19 protein-coding genes are annotated in these 20,086 nt (G+C 70.2%); 1 reads left to right on the top strand and 18 read right to left on the bottom strand.

Features of this window, described 5'->3' with window-relative positions:
- Positions 1-45 precede the first annotated feature (45 nt).
- The 18 genes from secF to pgsA all read right to left on the bottom strand — a co-directional run bounded on the left by secF (position 46) and on the right by pgsA (position 17,701).
- Entirely contained in the window at positions 46-1,098 is a 1,053-nt protein-coding gene (gene secF, locus ABT340_RS17045; RefSeq protein WP_352011683.1) for a protein translocase subunit SecF, read from the bottom strand.
- The gene (gene secD, locus ABT340_RS17040; RefSeq protein ID WP_352011682.1) at positions 1,098-2,876 is read right to left on the bottom strand and encodes a protein translocase subunit SecD; all 1,779 of its coding nucleotides are present in this window, start codon (positions 2,874-2,876) and stop codon (positions 1,098-1,100) included. The genes secF and secD overlap by 1 nt, the downstream gene beginning before the upstream one ends.
- A gap of 119 nt (positions 2,877-2,995) precedes the next feature.
- On the bottom strand, positions 2,996-3,364 hold the full coding sequence (gene yajC / locus ABT340_RS17035) for a preprotein translocase subunit YajC (protein WP_352011681.1): 369 nt from the start codon (positions 3,362-3,364) through the stop codon (positions 2,996-2,998).
- Between the two features lie 226 nt (positions 3,365-3,590).
- Positions 3,591-4,637: a Holliday junction branch migration DNA helicase RuvB gene (gene ruvB, locus ABT340_RS17030; RefSeq protein WP_352011733.1), complete on the bottom strand. Its 1,047-nt coding sequence runs from the start codon at positions 4,635-4,637 to the stop codon at positions 3,591-3,593.
- A 61-nt stretch (positions 4,638-4,698) separates the two neighbouring features.
- Positions 4,699-5,319, bottom strand: coding sequence for a Holliday junction branch migration protein RuvA (gene ruvA / locus ABT340_RS17025; protein ID WP_352011680.1), 621 nt, complete (start codon positions 5,317-5,319; stop codon positions 4,699-4,701).
- On the bottom strand, positions 5,316-5,900 hold the full coding sequence (gene ruvC, locus ABT340_RS17020; protein WP_352011732.1) for a crossover junction endodeoxyribonuclease RuvC: 585 nt from the start codon (positions 5,898-5,900) through the stop codon (positions 5,316-5,318). Before ruvC ends, ruvA begins: the two co-directional genes overlap by 4 nt.
- A 103-nt stretch (positions 5,901-6,003) precedes the next feature.
- A complete protein-coding gene (locus tag ABT340_RS17015) occupies positions 6,004-7,161 on the bottom strand; it encodes a GNAT family N-acetyltransferase (protein ID WP_352011679.1) in 1,158 nt (385 codons plus the stop codon).
- A gap of 68 nt (positions 7,162-7,229) precedes the next feature.
- Positions 7,230-7,982, bottom strand: coding sequence for a YebC/PmpR family DNA-binding transcriptional regulator (locus tag ABT340_RS17010; protein ID WP_352011678.1), 753 nt, complete (start codon positions 7,980-7,982; stop codon positions 7,230-7,232).
- A 3-nt stretch (positions 7,983-7,985) separates the two neighbouring features.
- The gene (pdxT, locus tag ABT340_RS17005) at positions 7,986-8,576 is read right to left on the bottom strand and encodes a pyridoxal 5'-phosphate synthase glutaminase subunit PdxT (RefSeq protein WP_352011677.1); all 591 of its coding nucleotides are present in this window, start codon (positions 8,574-8,576) and stop codon (positions 7,986-7,988) included.
- A 70-nt stretch (positions 8,577-8,646) separates the two neighbouring features.
- Positions 8,647-9,867 carry an MFS transporter gene (locus ABT340_RS17000; protein ID WP_352011676.1) on the bottom strand — a complete coding sequence of 407 codons (1,221 nt, stop codon included), beginning with the start codon at positions 9,865-9,867 and terminating at the stop codon, positions 8,647-8,649.
- A gap of 42 nt (positions 9,868-9,909) precedes the next feature.
- Positions 9,910-10,326, bottom strand: coding sequence for a MarR family winged helix-turn-helix transcriptional regulator (locus tag ABT340_RS16995; RefSeq protein WP_352011675.1), 417 nt, complete (start codon positions 10,324-10,326; stop codon positions 9,910-9,912).
- A gap of 83 nt (positions 10,327-10,409) precedes the next feature.
- Positions 10,410-12,077, bottom strand: coding sequence for an alkaline phosphatase D family protein (locus ABT340_RS16990; protein ID WP_352011674.1), 1,668 nt, complete (start codon positions 12,075-12,077; stop codon positions 10,410-10,412).
- 191 nt (positions 12,078-12,268) lie between these two features.
- Positions 12,269-13,183, bottom strand: coding sequence for a pyridoxal 5'-phosphate synthase lyase subunit PdxS (gene pdxS, locus ABT340_RS16985; RefSeq protein ID WP_352011673.1), 915 nt, complete (start codon positions 13,181-13,183; stop codon positions 12,269-12,271).
- A 162-nt stretch (positions 13,184-13,345) separates the two neighbouring features.
- On the bottom strand, positions 13,346-14,362 hold the full coding sequence (locus ABT340_RS16980) for a DUF3048 domain-containing protein (protein WP_352011672.1): 1,017 nt from the start codon (positions 14,360-14,362) through the stop codon (positions 13,346-13,348).
- An 81-nt stretch (positions 14,363-14,443) separates the two neighbouring features.
- Positions 14,444-14,983: a LemA family protein gene (locus ABT340_RS16975; protein WP_352011671.1), complete on the bottom strand. Its 540-nt coding sequence runs from the start codon at positions 14,981-14,983 to the stop codon at positions 14,444-14,446.
- Entirely contained in the window at positions 14,980-16,107 is a 1,128-nt protein-coding gene (locus ABT340_RS16970; protein ID WP_352011670.1) for a glycosyltransferase family 4 protein, read from the bottom strand. Before ABT340_RS16970 ends, ABT340_RS16975 begins: the two co-directional genes overlap by 4 nt.
- 49 nt (positions 16,108-16,156) lie before the next feature.
- Positions 16,157-17,071: a phosphatidylinositol mannoside acyltransferase gene (locus ABT340_RS16965; protein ID WP_352011669.1), complete on the bottom strand. Its 915-nt coding sequence runs from the start codon at positions 17,069-17,071 to the stop codon at positions 16,157-16,159.
- Positions 17,072-17,083: 12 nt separating this feature from the next.
- A complete protein-coding gene (pgsA, locus tag ABT340_RS16960) occupies positions 17,084-17,701 on the bottom strand; it encodes a phosphatidylinositol phosphate synthase (protein WP_352011668.1) in 618 nt (205 codons plus the stop codon).
- Between the two features lie 199 nt (positions 17,702-17,900).
- Between pgsA and ABT340_RS16955 the strand changes: the two genes are divergently transcribed.
- On the top strand, positions 17,901-20,033 hold the full coding sequence (locus ABT340_RS16955; protein ID WP_352011667.1) for an elongation factor G-like protein EF-G2: 2,133 nt from the start codon (positions 17,901-17,903) through the stop codon (positions 20,031-20,033).
- The last annotated feature ends 53 nt before the right edge of the window (positions 20,034-20,086 follow it).

Genomic DNA, 20,086 nt, shown 5'->3' with positions numbered 1-20,086 from the left:
AGCCTCCGTCCCCTCGGCGGGGACGGAGGCCTTGCTGACTTCCGGCTACTTCTTCTTGCGCTTGTCGCCCTCGGGCGCCGAGCCGTTGGCGGCCCCCGCGGGGACCGGCTGCTTGGCTCCCTTGACCGTCTGGCCGCCCTTGGCCCCGCCGCCCTGTGAGGAGAGCCTGCGGGCGATCGCCTGGTAACGCGGCTCGCGCTCCTTCAGTGTGACCAGCATCGGCGTGGCCACGCACAGGGACGAGTAGGTACCGACGATCATGCCGACGAACAGGGCGAGCGAGAGGTCCCTCAGCGTGCCCGCGCCGAACAGCGTGGTGCCGATGAACAGGATCGCGGCCACCGGCAGGATCGCCACCAGGGTGGTGTTCAGCGACCGGATCAGGGTGTGGTTCAGCGCGTTGTTCGCCGCCTGCGTGTAGGTCATCTTGGAGGTCGTGCCGAGCTTGGCTGTGACCTCCTTGATCATGTCGAACACGACGACCGCGTCGTACAGGGAGTATCCGAGGATCGTCAGGAAGCCCAGCAGGGTCGCCGGGGTGACCTCGAACTGGGTCCACGCGTAGACGCCCGCGGTGATCACCAGGTCGTGGAAGAGCGCCACGACCGCCGACAGCGCCATCTTCCACTCGAAGGCCACCGTGAGGTACAGGATGATCGCCAGCATGAAGACGATCAGACCGGTGACCGCCTTGTCGGCCACCTGACCGCCCCACGAGGCGCCGATCACCTGGAGGGTGACCTCGTTCTGCTGTATGCCGTACTTCTGGGCGACCGCCTTCTGGACCGTGGTCACCCGCTCGGGGGGCATGCTGTCGGTGGTGACCCGCCAGCCGTTGTTGGTCGTCTGGACGATGACCTGGTGGGCGCCCGCGCCGTTGAAGGTGTCGCGGACCTCTTCGATGTGGGCGCTGGGCGCCTTGAAGGAGAAGACCGAACCGCCCCTGAACTCGACGCCCAGGTTGAGGCCTCCGTTGAAGAGCAGGCCCGCGATGGACACCAGCAGCAGCACGGCGGACAGGCCGTACCAGAGCTTCCTGCGTCCGACGAAGTCGACGTCGATCTCGCCGCGGTACAACCGACTCGCGATGCCGGACATCATGCCTCCTGCGGAACGGTCTTGGTACCGGCGACCGTCGTGCTGCTCATGCGCTCGGCGTCGAGACCGGAAAGCTTGTGTCCCTTGGCGAAGAACTTCAGCCTGGCCAGCAGCGTGACGAACGGCTTGGTGAACAGGAAGACCACGACGATGTCGATGAGCGTGGTCAGGCCCATCGCGAAGGCGAACCCGGCCACACCGCCGACGGCCAGGAAGTACAGCACGACGGCGGCGATGAACATGACCGCGTCGGCGATCAGGATCGTCCGGCGGGCGCGGGTCCAGGCGACCTCGACGGCCGTGCGCAGCGACCGGCGGCCCTCCTTCATCTCATCTCGTATTCGTTCGAAGTAGACGATGAAGGAGTCGGCGGTGATACCGATCGAGACGATGAGGCCGATGATGTGCGGCAGCGACAGGCGGAAGCCCGCGAAGGCACCGAGGATCACGACCGCCTGGTAGGTGAGGATCGAGGCGGCCAGCAGGCTCAGTACCGAGACGACGCCAAGGCCGCGGTAGTACAGCATGGAGTAGACGACCACCAGGGCCAGGCCGATGCCACCGGCGATCATGCCACCGCGCAGCTGGTCGGCGCCCAGGGTCGAGGAGACCTCGTCGATCGAGCTCTTCTCGAACTTCAGCGGCAGCGCGCCGAACTTCAGCTGGCCGGCCAGCTCGTTGGCCGTCACCTGGGTGAAGTTGCCGGAGATCTGCGCCCGGCCGCCGGTGATGGGCTCCTGGATGACCGGCGCGGAGATGATCACACCGTCCAGGACCATGGCGACCTGGTTGCGCGGCGGCTGGGAGTTGAACGCGGTGGTGGTCACCTTGGACCACTGGTCGGGGCCCTGCCCCTTGAAGGAGAGCTGGACGAGCCACTCACCGGTGGTCTGGTCGACGCCCGCGTTGGCGCTGGCGATCGCGCTTCCGGTGACGGCCGCCTTGTCGAGGACGTACTTGGCGCTGCCGTCCTGGCTGCAGCCGGCGTACTGCTTGTTGGGGTCGTCCTGGGCGCCCTGGCCCTTGTTCTTGGAGCAGTCGAGGGCCTCGAACTGCTTGAGCACCGCCGGGTCGATGCCGGTGGTGTCCACGTCGGCCAGCGGGTTGTCCGCGGGCGAGGAGGGCTGGGGCGAGGGGGAGCCGCTCTGGCCGGGCTTGGCCGAGGGGGAGGCCTCCGCCTTGTCGCCCTTCTTGCCGGTGTCCTGCTTGCTCTCCTGCTTGCCGGTGGCGGTCGGGGTCGCCTCCGGGCTGGGGTTGAGGAGCGCCGCCGACAGGGCGCGGCCCGCGGGCGAGGCGCTCGGGTTCGCGGCGGCCGTCGCGGTCGGCTCCGGCGTCTTCGTGCCCTGCTCGGCCGCGGGGGAGGCGGACGGGGCGGGGGACTTGTCGCCCTTCTTGCCGGGAGCCGTCGAGGAGGGGGAGGATGACGGCGTCGGCGCCTGGGTGGGCATCTGCCCCGGCGGCTGGGGTGCCCCTGCCGCGACCGCCATCACCTGACGGAAACGCAGTTCCGCGGTGGTGCCGACCAGCTTGACGACTTCCTCCTGGCCAACTCCGGGGACGGAGATGACGATGTTGTCACCGGATTTGGCGACCTCGGCGTCGGAGATACCGCTGCCGTTCACCCTGTTTCGGATGATGCCGACGGCGAGATCCAGGCTTTCCTCTGTGGGAGCCGTGCCGTTCGGGGTGACGGGCTGCAGTGTCACTGTCGTGCCACCGGCGAGGTCGAGGCCATATTCGGGGGTGTAAGCCCTGTTCAGGAGCATCACCCCACCCATGGCGAGAATAATCGCCAGTAGCAGTAGGAGCACGCGCCCCGGTCTGCTCTGGCCGCTGGTCGGTCGGGCCACTGGTCGTCAGTTCTTTCGGCTATAGGGAATGTTGGCGAGCCTACTTATCACTTCTTGGTCGTCGAGTCCTGGTCGTCACCGGGCGACTGCGCGGTTTCCACCACATTGTCATCCACGGTGTCGGTGTTCTCGGCGTCGCCCTGCGTGTCGTCGACCGGGCCCACCACACGCCCGATCGCGGCCTTGACCCAACGGGTCTCGACGCCGGGGGCGATCTCCAGGATCACATCTTCGGCGTCGATCGCTACCACCGTCGCGAAAAGCCCGGTAGTGGTCATGATGCGGGTCCCCGGGGTGAGGGAGTTCTGCATCTGCGCCTGCTCCTGCTGCCGCTTACGCTGCGGCCTGATCAGCAGGAAGTAGAACACCACGACCATCAGCGCGATCATGATAAGGCTGGAGTAATTGCCGCCCATTGGGCCGCTCCTTCGGTTAAGGATGACCGGCCGGAGCCGGACGTCATGTGAGGCCACGCCGCGCTCAGCACGTCAGCCTACACAGCCAGCCAAGCCACGGAGTTTAGGCGAGCTGTTAGGAGCGCGGCAACGAGGTCACGTTCTGGCGCGCGGGGAAGTTCCCATTTTGATACGGTTGTCACCTTTTTGTGATCAACCCCGTGCGTTTTCTCACCGTAACTCAACGTCAGGAAGCCGCGGGGTCATCCCCAAGATCATGCAGGTCAGGCCCCTGGCCGGGCATCGGCACCGCGCCGAAGGCTCCGGGAGGGGGCGTCAACCCCAGGTGGACCCAGGCCGCCGCGGTCGCGACGCGTCCGCGAGGGGTGCGGGCCAGCAGGCCCTGCCGTACCAGGAACGGCTCCGCGACCACCTCGACGGTCTCCGGTTCCTCCCCCACCGCGACCGCCAGTGTTGACAGACCGACGGGACCGCCACCGAACTTGCCGAGCAGGGCGCCCAGGACGGCGCGGTCGAGACGGTCGAGTCCCTCGGCGTCCACCTCGTAGAGGTTCAGCGCCGCGGCGGCGACGTCCCTGCTGATCACCCCGTCCGCCCGGACCTCGGCGAAGTCGCGCACCCGGCGCAGCAGCCGGTTGGCGATGCGGGGCGTGCCCCGGGAGCGCCCGGCGATCTCGTGTGCCGCGTCGCCCGGGAGACGCAGGCCGAGCAGCCGTGCCGAACGGTGCAACACCTGTTCGAGTTCGGCGGCCTCGTAGAAGTCCATGTGCGCGACGAAGCCGAACCTGTCACGCAGCGGCGCGGGCAGCAGGCCCGCCCTGGTGGTCGCCCCGACCAGGGTGAAGGGCGCCACCTCCAGCGGGATGGCGGTCGCGCCCGGCCCCTTGCCGACCACGATGTCGACGCGGAAGTCCTCCATCGCGAGGTAGAGCATCTCCTCGGCGGGACGGGCCATCCGGTGGATCTCGTCGATGAAGAGGACCTCTCCCTCGGAGAGGGTGGACAGGATCGCCGCGAGGTCACCCGCCCGTTCGAGGGCGGGCCCGGAGGTGAGCCTGAGCGGCGCGGAGAGCTCGGCCGCGATGATCATCGAGAGGGTCGTCTTGCCCAGACCGGGCGCGCCGCTCATCAGCACGTGGTCGGGGGGGCGGTTGCGCCGCAACGCGCTGTGCAGCACCAGGGAGAGCTGCTCGCGCACCCGCGCCTGGCCGATGAACTCCTCAAGACGTTTGGGGCGCAGCGCGGCCTCGATCAGGCGCTCGTCACCCTCCATCTCGGGTGAGACCAGATCCCGTTCCGCGCTCACGTCGTCTCCGCCTTTCCTGTGCCCTGTCTCACCGGACGCTCAGCACGCGAAGCGCGGCCTTGAGCAGCACGGCGACCTGGGGAACCCTGCCCTGCGCGATCTCGGCGTCGGCCTGGACGGCCACCGTGGCGACCGCCTCGTCGGCGTCCCTGACCGAGTAGCCGAGACCGACCAGGCCCGAGTGCACCTGGTCGCGCCAGGGCGGGACTGCGGCGGTGCCGTCGAGCGCGGCGTTGACCGCCTCCTCCGGCGTGCCGAGCTTGTCCTTGAGGTCGACGATGATCCGCTGAGCGCCCTTGGGGCCGACTCCGGGCACCCTGGTCAGCGCCTTGACGTCGGCGCTCGCCACCGCGATCCGCAGGGCGTTCGGCGTGTGCACGGCGAGCATGGCAAGGGCGACCTTGGGACCGACCCCGTTGGCCGTCTGCAGCAGCTCGAAGACCAGACGCTCGTCGTCGGTGCCGAAGCCGAACAGTGTCAGGGAGTCCTCCCTGACCACGAGCGAGGTGGCCAGTCTGGCCTCCTCCCCCACCCGCAGCGCCGCCAGTGTGCCGGGTGTGCAGTGGACGAGCACGCCGATCCCGCCGACCTCGACCACCGCCCCCTCCGGCGCGATCGCGGCCACCCGTCCCCGCACCGAGGCGATCACTTCGTGCTTCCCTTCGAATATCCGGCCCTGCCCCCGCCGCGGAAGTAGGCGGCGGCGCTCGTGCCGGGAGCGGCGGCCTTCGCGACCGCCTCCGCGAGCCTGTTGCGCGCCCCGCCCCGCCACACGTGACAGATCGCGAGGGCGAGGGCGTCGGCGGCGTCGGCGGGCTTGGGCATCTCGTCCAGGCGCAGGAGCCTGGTCACCATCGTGCCGACCTGTCGTTTGTCGGCGGTGCCGCTGCCGGTGATCGCGGCCTTGACCTCGGAGGGCGTGTGCAACGCCACCGGCAGCCCCCGGCGGGAGGCGCACAGGATCGCCACCGCGGAGGCCTGCGCGGTGCCCATCACCGTCCTGAGGTTGTGCTGGGCGAAGACCCGCTCCACGGCGACCGCGTCCGGCTTGATCTCGTCGAGCCAGCTCTCGATGCCCGCCTCGATCGCCACGAGCCTCGCGCCGGTCTCGTCTTCCGCGGGGGTGCGCACGACCCCGACCTTGACCAGGGTCAGCGGCGCCCCCGGCCGTCCCTCGACCGCGCCGAGCCCGCACCGGGTCAGCCCGGGATCGACCCCCATCACCCGCAGTTCGGGCAACCGCACCGGCACGCCTCCACTCGCCGAACACCTGTTCGGTGCCAGACTCTACCGCCTGCGCGCACACGACGCACGGTTCCCGGGCAGGCACCCCTCAGAAGTGGTCCAGCATGTACGGCCTGGCGTGGAAGGCCCCGTCCAGGGCGGCGTCGCCGTCCGCGGAACCGGTCAGTCCGCCGGTCCTGCGCAGGGTCGCGGCCGGAACCCCGCAGAACAGGGCGGAGAACGCCCCGGCCGTGAAGACGGGCAGAGCCGAGGGGAGGGTGCCCGCGGGCTCGGCCGTCGCCCGCCCTCCGGAGACGGACAGGTGCCAGGGTCCGGAGTTCTCCGGCCGCTGGGGGTCCTCGACCTGGATCACGGTGTCGAGGGTGACGCCGGGCGGGAAACCCCGCTCACGGATCGCCGCGGCCAGGTCGACGACGCGGAACATCCAGCGGGTCTGGCCCACCTCGTCCGTCGGACGGTTCCCGATCAGCCAGAAGACGGGGTCGTCGGGGGCCACGACCGCGTGGACGGACCTGGCGATCGAGGCCGAGGAACCGACCAGGGACCACAGCGTCCGCGCGGTCGCCTCCGAGCCCGCGACCAGGACGGGAACCTCCAGGTCCTGGTCGCGCCAGCGGTAGACGACGAGGCCGTCGTGTGCGAGATAGACGAAGTCGTCCCCCGTCGCCAGGCGCGCCCGCCAGACGTCGGCGTCCCAGCAGACGGGGCCGCAGGCGCGGGTGGCCAGGTGGACTCCCCGCAGGACCGAGACGACCCGCTCTGCGTCCTCCGGCCCGGCCCTGCGGACCTGGACCTGCTCGGTCCGCCTGATGGTCCGCAGCGCCTCGGCGGGCAGCACGGCGCGGTGCATGGCTCCGGCGTGCTCCCAGCCCAGCGATCGGTAGATGTGGGTGGTGGCCGGGTAGAGGGCGGAGACCGGGTGACCGAGGCGGGCGCAGCGCTCAAGGGTGGCCAGCATGATGGTCCGGCCGGCTCCCCCGCCCCTGTCCTCCGGGGCGACGGTCACCGAGGCGACGCCGCCGAGGGAGATCGGCCTGCCGTGCCAGTACTGGGTGAAGTCGTTGATCCGGCTCGTCGCGACCAGGCGGGCGCCGTCGAAGAGACCGAGATATCTCCCCGCTTCGAGTGCGGGGGTCACCATCCCGACCCACTGCCGCTGGACCGCCTCCGACACCGGTCCGAAGGCCCGCCTGCGATTGTCCGTCACCGCGTCGAGATCGTCCGCGGTCAGTTCACGTAGCTTCACAGCCACCCAACCTAGGCGGCGCGGTCCGGGCGGGGCGAATCGGTCGTCCCGCCCGGCACGACGGCCGTTCAGGCGTCGAGCTTCTCCAGGACGTCGTCGGAGACGTCGAAGTTGGCCCAGACGTTCTGGACGTCGTCGCTGTCCTCAAGAGCGTCGATCAGCCTGAAGACCTTGCGGGCGCCGTCCTCGTCGAGCGGGACGTTCATCGTCGGCACGAAGCTGGACTCGGCGGAGTCGTAGTCGATGCCGGACTCCTGCAGGGCCTTGCGGACCGGGACGAGGTCGGTGGCCTCGGAGACGACCTCGAACTGGTCGCCGAGGTCGTTGACCTCCTCGGCGCCGGCGTCGAGGACCGCGGTCAGCACGTCGTCCTCGCTCAGCGAGCCCTTGGGCACCAGCACGACGCCCTTGCGGTTGAACATGTAGGACACCGAGCCCGGGTCGGCCAGCGAGCCGCCGTTACGGGTCAGGGCGACGCGGACCTCGGAGGCTGCACGGTTGCGGTTGTCGGTGAGGCACTCGATCAGCACCGCGACCCCGCCGGGGGCGTAGCCCTCGTACATGATGGTCTGCCAGTCGGCGCCGCCCGCCTCAAGGCCGCCGCCACGCTTGCGCGCGCGCTCGATGTTGTCGATCGGGACCGAGCTCTTGCGCGCCTTGGTGATGGCGTCGTACAGCGTCGGGTTGCCGTCCGGGTCGGGGCCGCCGGTTCGGGCCGCGACCTCGATGTTCTTGATGAGCTTGGCGAACAGCTTGCCCCGCTTGGAGTCAAGCGCGGCCTTCTTGTGCTTCGTCGTCGCCCATTTGGAGTGGCCGGACATCGGCTAGAGCTCCCTCACCATGTCAACAAAATATGAATGCACACCGACATCCCCGGTAAGTTCCGGGTGGAAGGACGTGGCGAGCAGCGGTCCTTGGCGGACCGCGACGATCCTATCCCCAGCTTCGGCCCGAGCCAGCACTTCGACATCGGAACCGACAGATTCCACCCACGGGGCGCGAATGAAGATCGCCCGTATCGAGCCCCGGCCCGCGAAGTCGAGGTCCGCCTCGAAGGAGTCGACCTGACGGCCGAAGGCGTTGCGGCGGACCACCATGTCGATGCCGCCGATGGTCTGCTGGCCCTCGATGCCGCCCTCGATCCGGTCGGCCAGCATGATCATGCCCGCGCACGAGCCGTAGGCGGGCATGCCGCCCTTGATCCTCATCCTGAGCGGTTCGAGGAGTTCGAAGGTCTCGGCGAGTTTCCACATCGTGGTCGACTCCCCGCCGGGGATGACCAGGCCGTCGACCGCCTCCAGTTCACCGGGGCGCCGTACGGCGACGGCCCTGGCACCCGCCGCCTCCAGTGCGCGCGTGTGCTCGCGCACGTCTCCCTGCAGGGCGAACACTCCGACGGTCGGGGCGATGCTCACAGTGGTCCTCTCCAAGGGCTCGGAACGCCCCTTCAGCGTATGGCCACTGTGCGCGTCGCCCCAAACCGGGTCAGGCCGGGGCAGAGGCATCCTGGAAGGTGTGGTCGACGTCGATCCGATCCAGGCTCCTCATGTGGTGGCGCCTGCCGTACAGGACGGCCATGCCCGCCAGGCAGCAGGCCGCGCCCAGGACGTACGGCACCGCGGGCCCGACCTCCTCGCCCAGCTTGGTGACGACGTAGGGCGCGAGCGCGCCGCCCATCCAGCGCACGAAGTTGTATCCGGCGGAGGCGACGGGCCTCGGCGCGTCGGAGACCTCCATGGCCGCCTCGGTGAACACGGTGTTGTTCAGGCCGATCGGCAGGCCGGACAGGATGACGAAGACGACGACGCCCGGGTGACTTCCCGCCTGCTGTGACAGGGCGATGCCCACCTGCAGCAGGGCGAGCGCCCCCAGCGAGAGGTGGAGCACGTTGACCGAGCCGATCCTGCGCTGCAGGGCGGGGGCGCCGAAGACCGAGGCCAGCGCGACGCAGACGCCCCACCCGAAGAAGACCGCGCCGATGCCGTACGGCGACATGCCGAGGATGAAGGGGGTGAAGGCCAGGACGGTGAAGAAGGCGAAGTTGTAGAAGAACGCGGTGAACGCCGTCGTCGACAGGCCGCCGTGGGCCAGGGCGCGCAGCGGGTCGGACAGGCGGGTGCGCGCGGCCGGTTCCGGCGTGGCCCTCAGCAGGGTCAGGACGAGGACGAATCCGACGGCCATGAGGGTCGCGGTGCCGAAGAAGGGGGCGCGCCAGTTCCAGTCGCCGAGGGCGGCGCCGACCAGCGGCCCCATGGAGATGCCCAGGCCCAGGGCCGCCTCGTACAGGACGATGGCCGCCTCCGCGCCTCCGCTGGCGGCGCCGACGATCACCGCGAGGGCGGTGGCGACGAACAGGGAGTTGCCCAGGCCCCACCCGGCGCGGAACCCGACGAGTTCGCCGACGCTGCCCGAGGTCCCGGACAGGGCGGCGAAGACGACCACCAGGGCCAGGCCGAACAGCAGGGTGCGCTTGCCGCCGATCCTGCTGGAGACCCAGCCGGTGACGAGCATGGCCACCGCGGTGACCAGGAAGTAGCTGGTGAACAGCAGGGAGACCTGGCTCGGGCCCGCGTTCAGGCCCTTGGCGATGGAGGGCAGGATCGGATCGACCAGGCCGATGCCCATGAAGGCGACGACCGCGGCGAACGCGGTGGCCCAGACGGACATCGGCTGACGCAGGATTGCGCCGCCGCTCTGTGAGGACATGGAAGGCGCTCCTTGGGAGAAGGGGGACGGGTGGAGGGGCCGTCAGGGGCGGCCCAGTTTGGCCAGGGCGGGAAGCGCCGCGGCGACGGCCTCGCGTTCGGCCTGGGTGAGGGCGCCGAGCCGGTCGCTCAGGTAGGCGATCCTGGCGCGCCGTACGGCCACCAGGCGGGCGCGGCCCTCGTCGGTGAGCTCGACGGTGCGGACCCTGGCGTCGGCGGGGTCGGCGCCCCGCGCGACCAGTCCCGGCTCCTCAAGGCGGTTGATCTGCACGGTCATGGTCGGCAGCTGGACGCCGTGTTCCTCGGCCAGCTCGGTCATCCGGCGCGGGCCGTCCTGGAGCGAGCCGAGCACGGCGTACTGCTGGCTGGTGATCGGCTGCCCGGCCGCCGCGCGGCGCAGCAACAGCACCAGGTGGCGCAGCTCCTTGGAGAGGTTCTCCGCGAGTTCATCCGTCATCATAGTTAGTCAGTCTAACTTAGCCTGTCTAACTATTATTCCGGAAAAACGGGACGACGCCGGACATGCGTCGTCCCGTTGGGGGTTCAGGGGCGCCTGGTCTCCAGGTCGACGACCTTCTGGATGAGATCGGTCTCCGGTTCCGTGGGCATCCGGCTCGCCGCAGGCGCGGCCGGGCGCAGGTAGGTCTGCCGCACGCCCGGCACCCGGTCCTCGACCACGAAGGTCGCCTTCACGTGAGCCTGCGCGCCGGCCTGCCGTACCTGCGGGAGCACCGTGAAGTCGGCGGTCAGCAGGTCGGGCTCGATCCGGGTGAGCACGTAACCGCGCTGGTTGTTGTAGAAGCGCAGGTGCGGGTTGATCCTGAGGAACGGCTGCGTCGCGGGGTCGGAGTCCGCGCCGTCGCCCCCGGTGGTGATGGAGGTCGTGACCAGCTCAGAGCCCACCGTGGGGGTGGTCGGGTCGTCGTAGTCGAGCTTGAGGTCGGCCGCCCAGTGCGCGTGCACGTCACCGGTGAGCACGACCGGGTTGCGCACCCCCGCGTCCACCCACCCCTGGGTGATCCGCCGCCGCGAGGCGACGTAGCCGTCCCAGGCGTCCTGACTGGTCACCTTGGCGGGCCCCGCGTCGCTGTCACGCTGGGCGAAGAAGACCTGCTGGCCGATGACGTCCCACCGTGCCCGCGAGCGGCGGAAGCCGTCGAGCAGCCAGCGTTCCTGGGTCTCCCCCGTGATCGAGCGCGCCGGGTCGGTCGCGGCCGGGCAGTCACGGTAACCGTCTCCGCAGCCCTGGTCGTCGCGGTACTGCCGGGTGTCGAGCATGTGGAAGGTGGCCAGGGCGCCCCACCGGACACGCCGGTAGATCTGCATGTCGATCCCCCTGGGGATGGAGGTACTCCGCAGCGGCATGTTCTCGTAGTAGGCGCGGAAGGCCGCGGCGCGCCGGGTGAGGAAACCCGGTTGCGGGATCTCCGGTTTCTCCGGCACCTCGTCGGCCCAGTTGTTGTCCAGTTCGTGGTCGTCCCAGACGACCAGCCAGGGCGCCGCCGCGTGCGCCGCCCGCAGGTCGGGATCGGTCTTGTACTGCGCGTGCCGCTGCCGGTAGTTCGCCAGCGTCTCGGTCTCCGGCCCCTCGTGGTCGCGGACGTTGCCGCCGGGGATGGTGTAGGTGTCGCGGGCGTACTCGTACTGGTAGTCGCCCAGGTGCAGGACGAGGTCGGGTTCCTCCTCGGCCAGGCGCCGGTAGGCGGTGAAGTGGCCGTGCTCGTACTGGGCGCACGAGACGAAGGCCATCGTCAGGCCCGTGCCGAGCGACAGGGGGTGCGGGGCGGTCCTGGCCCGTCCCATCGGCGACAGGTACGGCCCGGTCCTGAAGCGGTACCAGTACTCCCGGCCCGGCTCAAGGCCGTCCAGCTCGACGTGGACCGAGTGTCCCCACCGGCTGTCGGTGATCACCGTGCCCTGCCTGACCGTCCTGTGCCCGGCGTCGTCGCCGTAGACCTGCCACCGGACGGGGAAGGGCAGGTCGGGCATGCCGCCGAGGCCGTCCTCGGCCAGCGGCAGGGGGGCGAGCCTGGTCCAGATCACGAACCCGTCCGGGCTCGGATCGCCGGAGGCGACGCCGAGGGTGAAGGGGTCGGCGCGCGGCCTGCGGGCGGCGGGAACGGCCGCGGCGGCGGCGGGGGCGGGGACGTGCGCCGCCGCGAGGCCGGCGACGCCGGTGACGAGGAAGGAACGTCGGCTGAGCCGGGACATGGGGGCCCCTCGAAGGTCGTCGGACGTGGTCGCCCGCCAGCCTTACCGACGATCGTGACCTTCGAGTTAACGTTCCGGGTCATGGAAAAGGCGGCGTCCCGCAAAGACGCCGCCTTCTCGTGGTCCGCCCCCACCGGCCGTGCTCCGCCAGGCGGTGCTCCAGCCGGTGGAACCGGTCCGGTCCTGATCGGCTACCAGCCGCGCTCCGCCAGGCGGTGCGGGACCGGGATGTCGTCGACGTTGATGCCGACCATCGCCTCGCCCAGGCCACGGGAGACCTTGGCGACGACGTCCGGGTCGTCGTAGAAGGTGGTGGCCTTGACGATCGCCGCGGCGCGCTGGGCCGGGTTGCCCGACTTGAAGATGCCGGAGCCGACGAACACGCCCTCCGCGCCGAGCTGCATCATCATCGCGGCGTCCGCCGGGGTGGCGATACCGCCCGCGGTGAAGAGCACGACGGGCAGCTTGCCCGCCTTGGCGACCTCGACCACCAGCTCGTACGGCGCCTGCAGCTCCTTGGCGGCGACGTACAGCTCGTCCTCGGCCAGCGAGGACAGCCGCCTGATCTCACCGCGGATCTTGCGCATGTGCATGGTGGCGTTCGAGACGTCGCCGGTGCCCGCCTCACCCTTGGAGCGGATCATCGCCGCGCCCTCGGTGATGCGGCGCAGCGCCTCGCCCAGGTTGGTGGCGCCACAGACGAAGGGCACCGTGAAGCGCCACTTGTCGATGTGGTTGGCGTAGTCGGCCGGGGTCAGCACCTCCGACTCGTCGATGTAGTCGACGCCGAGCGACTGGAGCACCTGCGCCTCGACGAAGTGGCCGATGCGGGCCTTGGCCATGACCGGGATGGAGACGGCGGAGATGATGCCGTCGATCATGTCGGGGTCGCTCATCCGCGAGACGCCGCCCTGGGCGCGGATGTCGGCGGGGACCCGCTCAAGGGCCATGACCGCGACGGCACCGGCGTCCTCGGCGATCTTGGCTTGCTCAGGGGTGACGACGTCCATGATGACGCCGCCCTTGAGCATCTCTGCCATGCCGCGCTTCACCCGGGCGGTTCCGGTGACGGCGGTCTCGGTGACTTCGGGCGTGCTGCTGGACACGGTCTCTACCTCACGACGAGCGGGTTGCGGATCACGGTCCGCCTCCCTGGGCGGGTTTCCGGCGTTCTCTATCGTAGGCGCTGAGTGGCATGTGCCCTTACACACCATCTTGTCGCGCTTATGCGATCTTCTTGGACATGATGGTAAGGACCGTCATGGTTCTCAGGGAATGACAGGCTTGGGCGCCGCCAGCACGATCCACACCTGGCCCGGGGCGAAGTTCATCGGCTCACCCGCCTCGGTGGTGAAGACCGTGCCGTCCTCCTCCGTCTTGCGCGACCAGGTGGCCTTGAACGCCTGGCCGTCCCTGAGCACGACCGCCCTGCCCTTGCCGACGCTGTGCACCAGGGGCGTGTAGCTCTGGTTCAGGTCGTGGAACTCCGAACGCTCGGTCTTGGCGTACTGCACGACGATCGTGGGGGCGCCGAGCTGGCCGCCCTCGGCGGCCATGTCCTTCTTGCCGTCCTGCCAGACCAGCCACCTGCCCGCCTCCTGCGACCAGGCGAAGGTGAAGCGCGCCGCCGGGTACCGGACCGTGAACGACTTCTTGGCCACGCCTCCCTCGGGGGCGTCGCCGAAGGTGAAGCCGATGTCCTTGGCCTTGGAGGCCCCCGGCGCCTTGGCCAGCAGCTGCTTGGTGTTCGCGAACAGGTTGTAGGGCGCGTAGCGGCCCGGCTGGCGGAAGTAGGCGCCGGGGGCCCTGCTGTCGGAGACGTCGACCAGGGACGCGGCCTGGACCTTGGGGATCATCTTGGTCTGCACGCCCGAGTAGGCCAGGGCGGGCTTGCCGAACTGCGGCAGGATGTGCAGGTCGGAGATTCTGGCGCTGCGGACCGGGCCGATCTTGGGCGGCAGCTTCGAGGAGAAGACGGCCATCAGGCGGGTCAGCCCCGCCTCGACCTGCTCCACGTAGACGATGTCGGCGCTCCTGAGCCCGAGCTGGGGCTTGCCCGCCGAGGTGTTCTCGATCTTCGCGGCGAGCACGGGCCTGCGCGCGGCGCCGGGAAGCCCGGTGAAGGGGTGGGTCGGCGGGGGCTCGGGGGTGGGCGTCTCCGACGGGGAGGGGTCGGCGGCCTGCGGACTGCCTCCGGCTGCGGGCTCGTTCGAGGAACAGGCCGCCACCGGCCCGAGAACAGCCACTCCCGCCAGCGCGACGGCGATCATCCGGGGCACCCGCACGGTTCATCTCCTCAAATCGGCCATGAAACGCCCAAGAGCTTACCTGTGCCCGACTTGCCGGATATCCGAGTTCCGCGTGTCCTATTCGATGGCGAGCGCCTTCGGAGGGGTGTCGTCGATCTCGAAGAAGGAGGGATATTCGGTGTGTCCGGCCAGCCTGAGGGTCCTGGCCAGCCATCGGCGCTGGGCGGTGCGCGTCACGCCGACCGCGTTGTTGTAGAAGCGGCGGGAGTAGATCACCTTGGCCACCGCGGCGCCGAGTTCGTCGAGCAGCTCGCCCCCCTCCGGGGCGTCGGCCAGGCGCTCACGGAAGCGCTCCTGGTCCACCACCGCCCGCAACGCGCGTGACAGGTCGCTCTCTGCGTGCTCGCGTTCCTCGGGCCCCGCCGTACGGGCCTCGTGCGCCGCGGTGGCCAGCACCAGGCTGGTGGCCGGGTCGAGCAGCCGGGAGGCGGCCAGTTCGAGCGCCACGGCGGCCCGCCGTACCAGGGCGGCGTCCAGCGACTCCCTGGCCAGCTCAAGGCGGATGTGCAGGCGGTCGAGACGCCCGGCCCGCCAGGAGACGTAGACGGCGGTGAGCAGCACGATCGCGCCCACCACCAGGATCAGGGTGGTCGTCACCGGTTGTCGTCCTCCTCGACTCCCGCGGTGCTGGCGACGGTCTCGTAGACCCGCAGGACGTCGCGGGCGACCGTCGACCAGTCGTACTTCCACACGGCCCGGCTCGCCTCGGCGGACAGTTCGGCCCTGCGCCCGGGGTCGTCGAGCAGCGCCGCGGCCTCACGGGCGAGCGAGGCGGCGTCCCCGGTCTCGAACAGCGCCCCCGCCCTGCCGTCGTCGAGCACCCTGCGGAAGGCCGGGATGTCGCTGGCCAGGATGGCGGCGCCTGCGGACATCGCCTCGGTCAGCACGATGCCGAAGCTCTCCCCTCCCAGGTTCGGCGCGCAGAACACGTCCACCGAGTGGTAGGCGCGCACCTTGTCCTCCTCGCTGACCATGCCGAGCAGGACGACACGGTCGCGGAAGGCGGCGGGAACCCTCGCCAGGGCCTCCTGTTCGTCTCCCGGACCGGCGACGAGCAGGCGCAGTCCCGGGCGGTGCGGGGCGAGCTCGGCGAAGGCGTCCAGCAGCACGGGCAGCCCCTTGCGCGGCTCGTCCATCCGCCCGAGGAAGCCGATCACCTCGCCCTCGTCCCAGCCGGGCAACGGCTCGGCGTGCGTGTAGCGGCCGACCGCGACCCCGTTGGGGATGAGCACCGCGTCGCCGCCGACGAACTCGACCAGGGTCTTCCTGGCGGCGTCGGAGACCGCGATCCGGCCGCTGATCTTCTCCAGCGCGCTCATGAGCACCGGCGTCGTGACCGACAGCGAGCGGTAGCGCTCGTGCGAGGTGTGGAAGGTGGCCACGATCGGCCCCTTGGCCACCCAGCAGGCCAGCAGCCCGACGGAGGGTACGGCGGGCTCGTGCACGTGCAGCACGTCGAAGCGGCCCTCACGCACCCAGCGCCGCACCCGGTTGGCCGACAGGAAGCCGAACGACAGTCTCGCGACCGAGCCGTTGAAGGGCACGGGGACCGCCCTGCCGACCGAGGTCACGTAGGCGGGCAGGGGGGCGTTCTCCGAGGCCGGGGCGATGACCGAGACCTGGTGGCCCTCCTCGATGAGGGCCTCGGCCAGGTCGCGGACGTGCGCCTGCACCCCGCCGGGCACGTCCCAGGTGTAGGGACAGACGATGCCGATCCTCACCTCCGGCCCACCCCTCGCGCGCCGTACCGGCCGTGTTCCGCGAAGGCGTTCATGTGCGGGGCTCCAGATCCTCCAGCCAGAGCCGCTGGAGCATGTGCCAGTCCTGCGGGTGCTCCGCGATGCCCTTGGCGAAGACGTCGGCCAGGGCCTGGGTGAGGATGGCGACCTTCTCCGCGCGGGTGCCCTCCTGCGGGACGGCGATCTCGTCGTGGAACTGCAGGCCCCAGTCGTCTCCCTCGAACCACAGGGTCGTCGGGACCAGCGCCGCCCCCGTGTGCACGGCCAGCAGGGCGGGCCCGGCGGGCATGCGCGTGGCCGAGCCGAAGAAGCCGACCTCGATCCCCTTGGCCGTGAGGTCCCGCTCCGCGGGCAGCGCGACCGCGCCCCCCGCCCTCAGCCGCTGCGACAGGGTGCCGAAGGTGTGCCCGTCCCCGCCGGTGAGCGGCAGCACCTCCATCCCCAGCCCCTGCCTGAAGGCGGTGTAGCGCAGGAACAGCGACTCCGGCCGCAGCCGTTCGGCGACGGTGGTGAACGGGTGCCCCGTCGCGCGGAACCAGGCGCCCGCCATGTCCCAGTTGCCCATGTGCGGCAGCGCCATGACGACCCCCCGGCCCGCGGCGAGGTTGTCGTGGACCCGCTGGACACCGACGGCGTGCATGCGGGAGAGGATCTCCGCCTTCGGCATGGAGGGCAGGCGGAAGACCTCGTGGAAGTAGCGGAGGTAGGAGCGCATGCCCGCACGGCTCAGCTCGCGGATCGCCGGGTCGTCCTTCGACGTGCCCTTGACCCGGGCGAGGTTGGCCTCAAGACGGAGGACGGAGGCGCCGCGACGCCTCCACAACCGGTCGGCGGCCGTCCTGAACGCCCAGGCCGTGAGGCGTTCCGGCAGGTGGGGGACGATCGCCCAGCCCGCGCCGAACCCCGCGGCGACGAGACGATCCTGGGGAGATGGCTTGCCTGTCATCGCTTTTTCCGATCAGCGGAGGGGGCGTGACGCCGAGGAGGAGGCCTGGCGGTAGACGTGCAGGAGACGCTGGACGACCGTGACCGCGCTTCCCACGGCCAGCAGCCAGAGCCCCCCAGACAGCACGTACGGCACGCCGAGCCCGCCGATCCCTGCGGCGACCAGGCCGACGACCAGCCGTTCCGGCCGTTCGACGAGACCGACGTCGCACGTCATGCCCAATCCCTCGGCCCTGGCCTTGACGTAGGACACCACGGCCCCGGCGACCAGGCAGAACAGGGCGACCATCGCCAGCGTCCGCTGTCCGTCCAGCATGAGCCAGATCACCAGCCCCGAGAAGATCCCGGCGTCGCCGACCCGGTCGAGGGTGGAGTCGAGGAAGGCGCCCCAGAGGCTTCCCGGGCCCGACATCCTGGCCATGACCCCGTCGAGCAGATCGGCCAGCACGAAAATAGTGATCACGACACTGCCGGGGAACAACTGCCCACGGGGATAGAAGAAGAGAGCCGCGGCCACGGTGCCGATTGTGCCGACCGCGGTGACCATGTTGGGGCTGATCCCCCGGCGGGCGAGCGCCCTGCCCAGGGGGGTCAGGATTCGGGTCACGGCGGGGCGCAGAAGTTTCAGCATCGCGCTCCGATCGTAGGCCACACAACCTGTGAGCGCGCATCCAACGCTCCGCGACCGGATCACCTCGGCCCTCTTGTGATATTCGCCACACGGGTATTTGGTGAACACACCGCGTCCTTGCGGTGTACGGACGCGGCGGCGGACCCCGGGGTGTGGCCGCACGCGGCCGCGCTCCTTCGGCAACGACGCAGGAGGCGACGTGGCAGAGAAGGCAACCGGCGGGACAGCGGGAGCCGCGGGTAGGGCGCCCGCGGCCGACCGGCCGGACATGATTCGCAATGTCGTACTGGTCGGCCATTCCGGCTCGGGCAAGACGACCCTCGTGGAGACGCTGCTGGCCGCGACGCGGACCGTGCAGCGCGCGGGCCGGGTCGAGGACGGCGGCACGGTCAGCGACTTCGACGAGGTCGAGGTGCGCCAGCAGCGCTCGGTCAACCTGACCCTGGCCCCGCTGGTCCACAACGGCGTCAAGGTCAACCTGCTGGACACCCCCGGTTACGCCGACTTCGTGGGTGACCTACGGGCCGGGCTGCGCGCGGCGGACGCGGCGCTCTTCGTCGTCTCCGCCTCCGAGGGGATCGACGGCCTCACCCGGATCCTCTGGGAGGAGTGCGCGGCCGTCGGGATGCCCCGCGCCGTGGTGATCACGAAGCTCGACCACCAGCGGGCCGAGTTCGACGAGGTGCTGACCGCCTGCCAGGACGCCTTCGGCGACGGCGTGGCACCGCTGTACCTTCCGGTCGCCGAGGGTGGCGAGCTGAGGGGCCTGGTCGGGCTGCTGACCCAGACCTTCCACGACTACACCGGCGGCAGGCGCACCGAGGGCGTCCCCGACGCCTCACAGCGGGACAGGATCGACTTCTACCGCGCCTCCCTGATCGAGGGGATCATCCAGGAGAGCGAGGACGAGTCCCTGATGGACCGTTACCTCTCGGGTGAGGAGATCGGCACCGAGACCCTCATCGGCGACCTGGAGAAGGCGGTGGCCCGCGGGGGCTTCTATCCGGTGCTCGCCACCGGGGCGGGGGTCGGCGCCTTCGAGATCCTCGAACTCGTCACCCAGGGCTTCCCCTCCCCGCTTGAGCACCCGCTGCCCGAGATCACCACGATCGACGGCAAACCGGTCACCGATGTCACCTGTGATCCGGAGGGACCTCTCGTCGCCGAGGTCGTCAAGACCACCAGCGACCCCTATGTCGGCCGCATCAGCCTGGTCAGGGTGTTCTCCGGCACGCTGCGCCCCGACATGACCGTGCACGTCTCCGGCCACGGGCTGGCCGAGCGGGGGCACGAGGACCACGACGTGGACGAACGCATCGGCGCGCTCTCCTGCCCCCTGGGCAAGACCCAGCGCACGGTCGCCGCATGTGTGGCGGGCGACATCGCCGCGGTGGCGAAGCTGTCGCGCGCCGAGACCGGCGACACCCTGTCCGACAAGGAGCGGCCACTGCTGATGACCGCCTGGAGCATGCCCGACCCGCTGCTGCCCGTGGCGATCCAGGCGAAGTCGAAGGCCGACGACGACAAGCTCGGGCAGGCCCTGCAGCGCCTGGTCGCCGAGGACCCCACGCTCAGGCTGGAGAACAACCCGGAGACCAGGCAGCTGGTGCTGTGGTGCATGGGCGAGGCCCACGCGGACGTCCTGCTCGACCGGCTGAGCAGGCGCCACGGCGTCGAGGTCGAGAAGATCGGGCTGCGGGTGCCGCTCAGGGAGACCTTCGGCGGCAGCTGCCAGGCGCTGGGCCGCAACGTCAAGCAGACCGGCGGGCACGGCCAGTACGCCATCTGCCATCTGGAGATCGAGCCGCTGCCCTCCGGCGGGGGCTTCGAGTTCGTCGACAAGATCGTCGGCGGTGTGGTCCCGCGTCAGTTCATCCCCTCCGTCGAGAAGGGGGTGCGCACCCAGATGCAACGCGGCGTGCTGGCCGGCTACCCGCTGGTCGACGTGCGGGTGACGCTGTACGACGGCAAGGCCCACTCGGTCGACTCCTCGGACATGGCCTTCCAGATCGCCGGGGCGCTGGCGCTGAAGGAGGCCGCCGCCAAGGTTCCCACGCTGCTGCTCGAACCGGTCGACGAGGTCACCGTGCTGGTTCCCGACGACCACGTCGGCTCGGTGATGTCGGACCTGTCCTCCCGCAGGGGACGCGTCCTGGGCACCGAGCCGGTCGGCACCGGCCGCACGCTCGTCCGCGCCGAGGTGCCCGAGCTTGAGATCACCCGTTACGCGATCGACCTGCGGTCCATGTCGCACGGCACGGGGACGTTCCACCGTGTCTTCCTGCGCTACGAGCCGCTGCCCGCCCACCTGGCGGACAAGGTCGCGAGCTGATCCGAGGGAGGCGTGGGCGCCGCCGCCCACGCCTCCCAAGGATTGACTACATA

Origin of the sequence: Streptosporangium sp. NPDC000239, from assembly GCF_040300765.1 — a bacterium.
Lineage (GTDB): Bacteria > Actinomycetota > Actinomycetes > Streptosporangiales > Streptosporangiaceae > Streptosporangium.
The sequence above is the reverse complement of the archived record's forward strand: the minus strand, read 5'-3'. Positions and strand labels throughout refer to the sequence as shown.

Bases quoted from the DNA above. Each gene is read 5' to 3' on its own strand.
- secF (WP_352011683.1), bottom strand. From the start codon at position 1,098: ATGTCCGGCATCGCGAGTCGGTTGTACCGCGGCGAGATCGACGTCGAC.
- secD (WP_352011682.1), bottom strand. From the start codon at position 2,876: ATGGGTGGGGTGATGCTCCTGAACAGGGCTTACACCCCCGAATATGGC.
- yajC (WP_352011681.1), bottom strand. From the start codon at position 3,364: ATGGGCGGCAATTACTCCAGCCTTATCATGATCGCGCTGATGGTCGTG.
- ruvB (WP_352011733.1), bottom strand. From the start codon at position 4,637: ATGGAGGGTGACGAGCGCCTGATCGAGGCCGCGCTGCGCCCCAAACGT.
- ABT340_RS17010 (WP_352011678.1), bottom strand. From the start codon at position 7,982: ATGTCCGGCCACTCCAAATGGGCGACGACGAAGCACAAGAAGGCCGCG.
- ABT340_RS17000 (WP_352011676.1), bottom strand. From the start codon at position 9,867: ATGTCCTCACAGAGCGGCGGCGCAATCCTGCGTCAGCCGATGTCCGTC.
- ABT340_RS16995 (WP_352011675.1), bottom strand. From the start codon at position 10,326: ATGATGACGGATGAACTCGCGGAGAACCTCTCCAAGGAGCTGCGCCAC.
- ABT340_RS16990 (WP_352011674.1), bottom strand. From the start codon at position 12,077: ATGTCCCGGCTCAGCCGACGTTCCTTCCTCGTCACCGGCGTCGCCGGC.
- ABT340_RS16965 (WP_352011669.1), bottom strand. From the start codon at position 17,071: ATGACAGGCAAGCCATCTCCCCAGGATCGTCTCGTCGCCGCGGGGTTC.
- pgsA (WP_352011668.1), bottom strand. From the start codon at position 17,701: ATGCTGAAACTTCTGCGCCCCGCCGTGACCCGAATCCTGACCCCCCTG.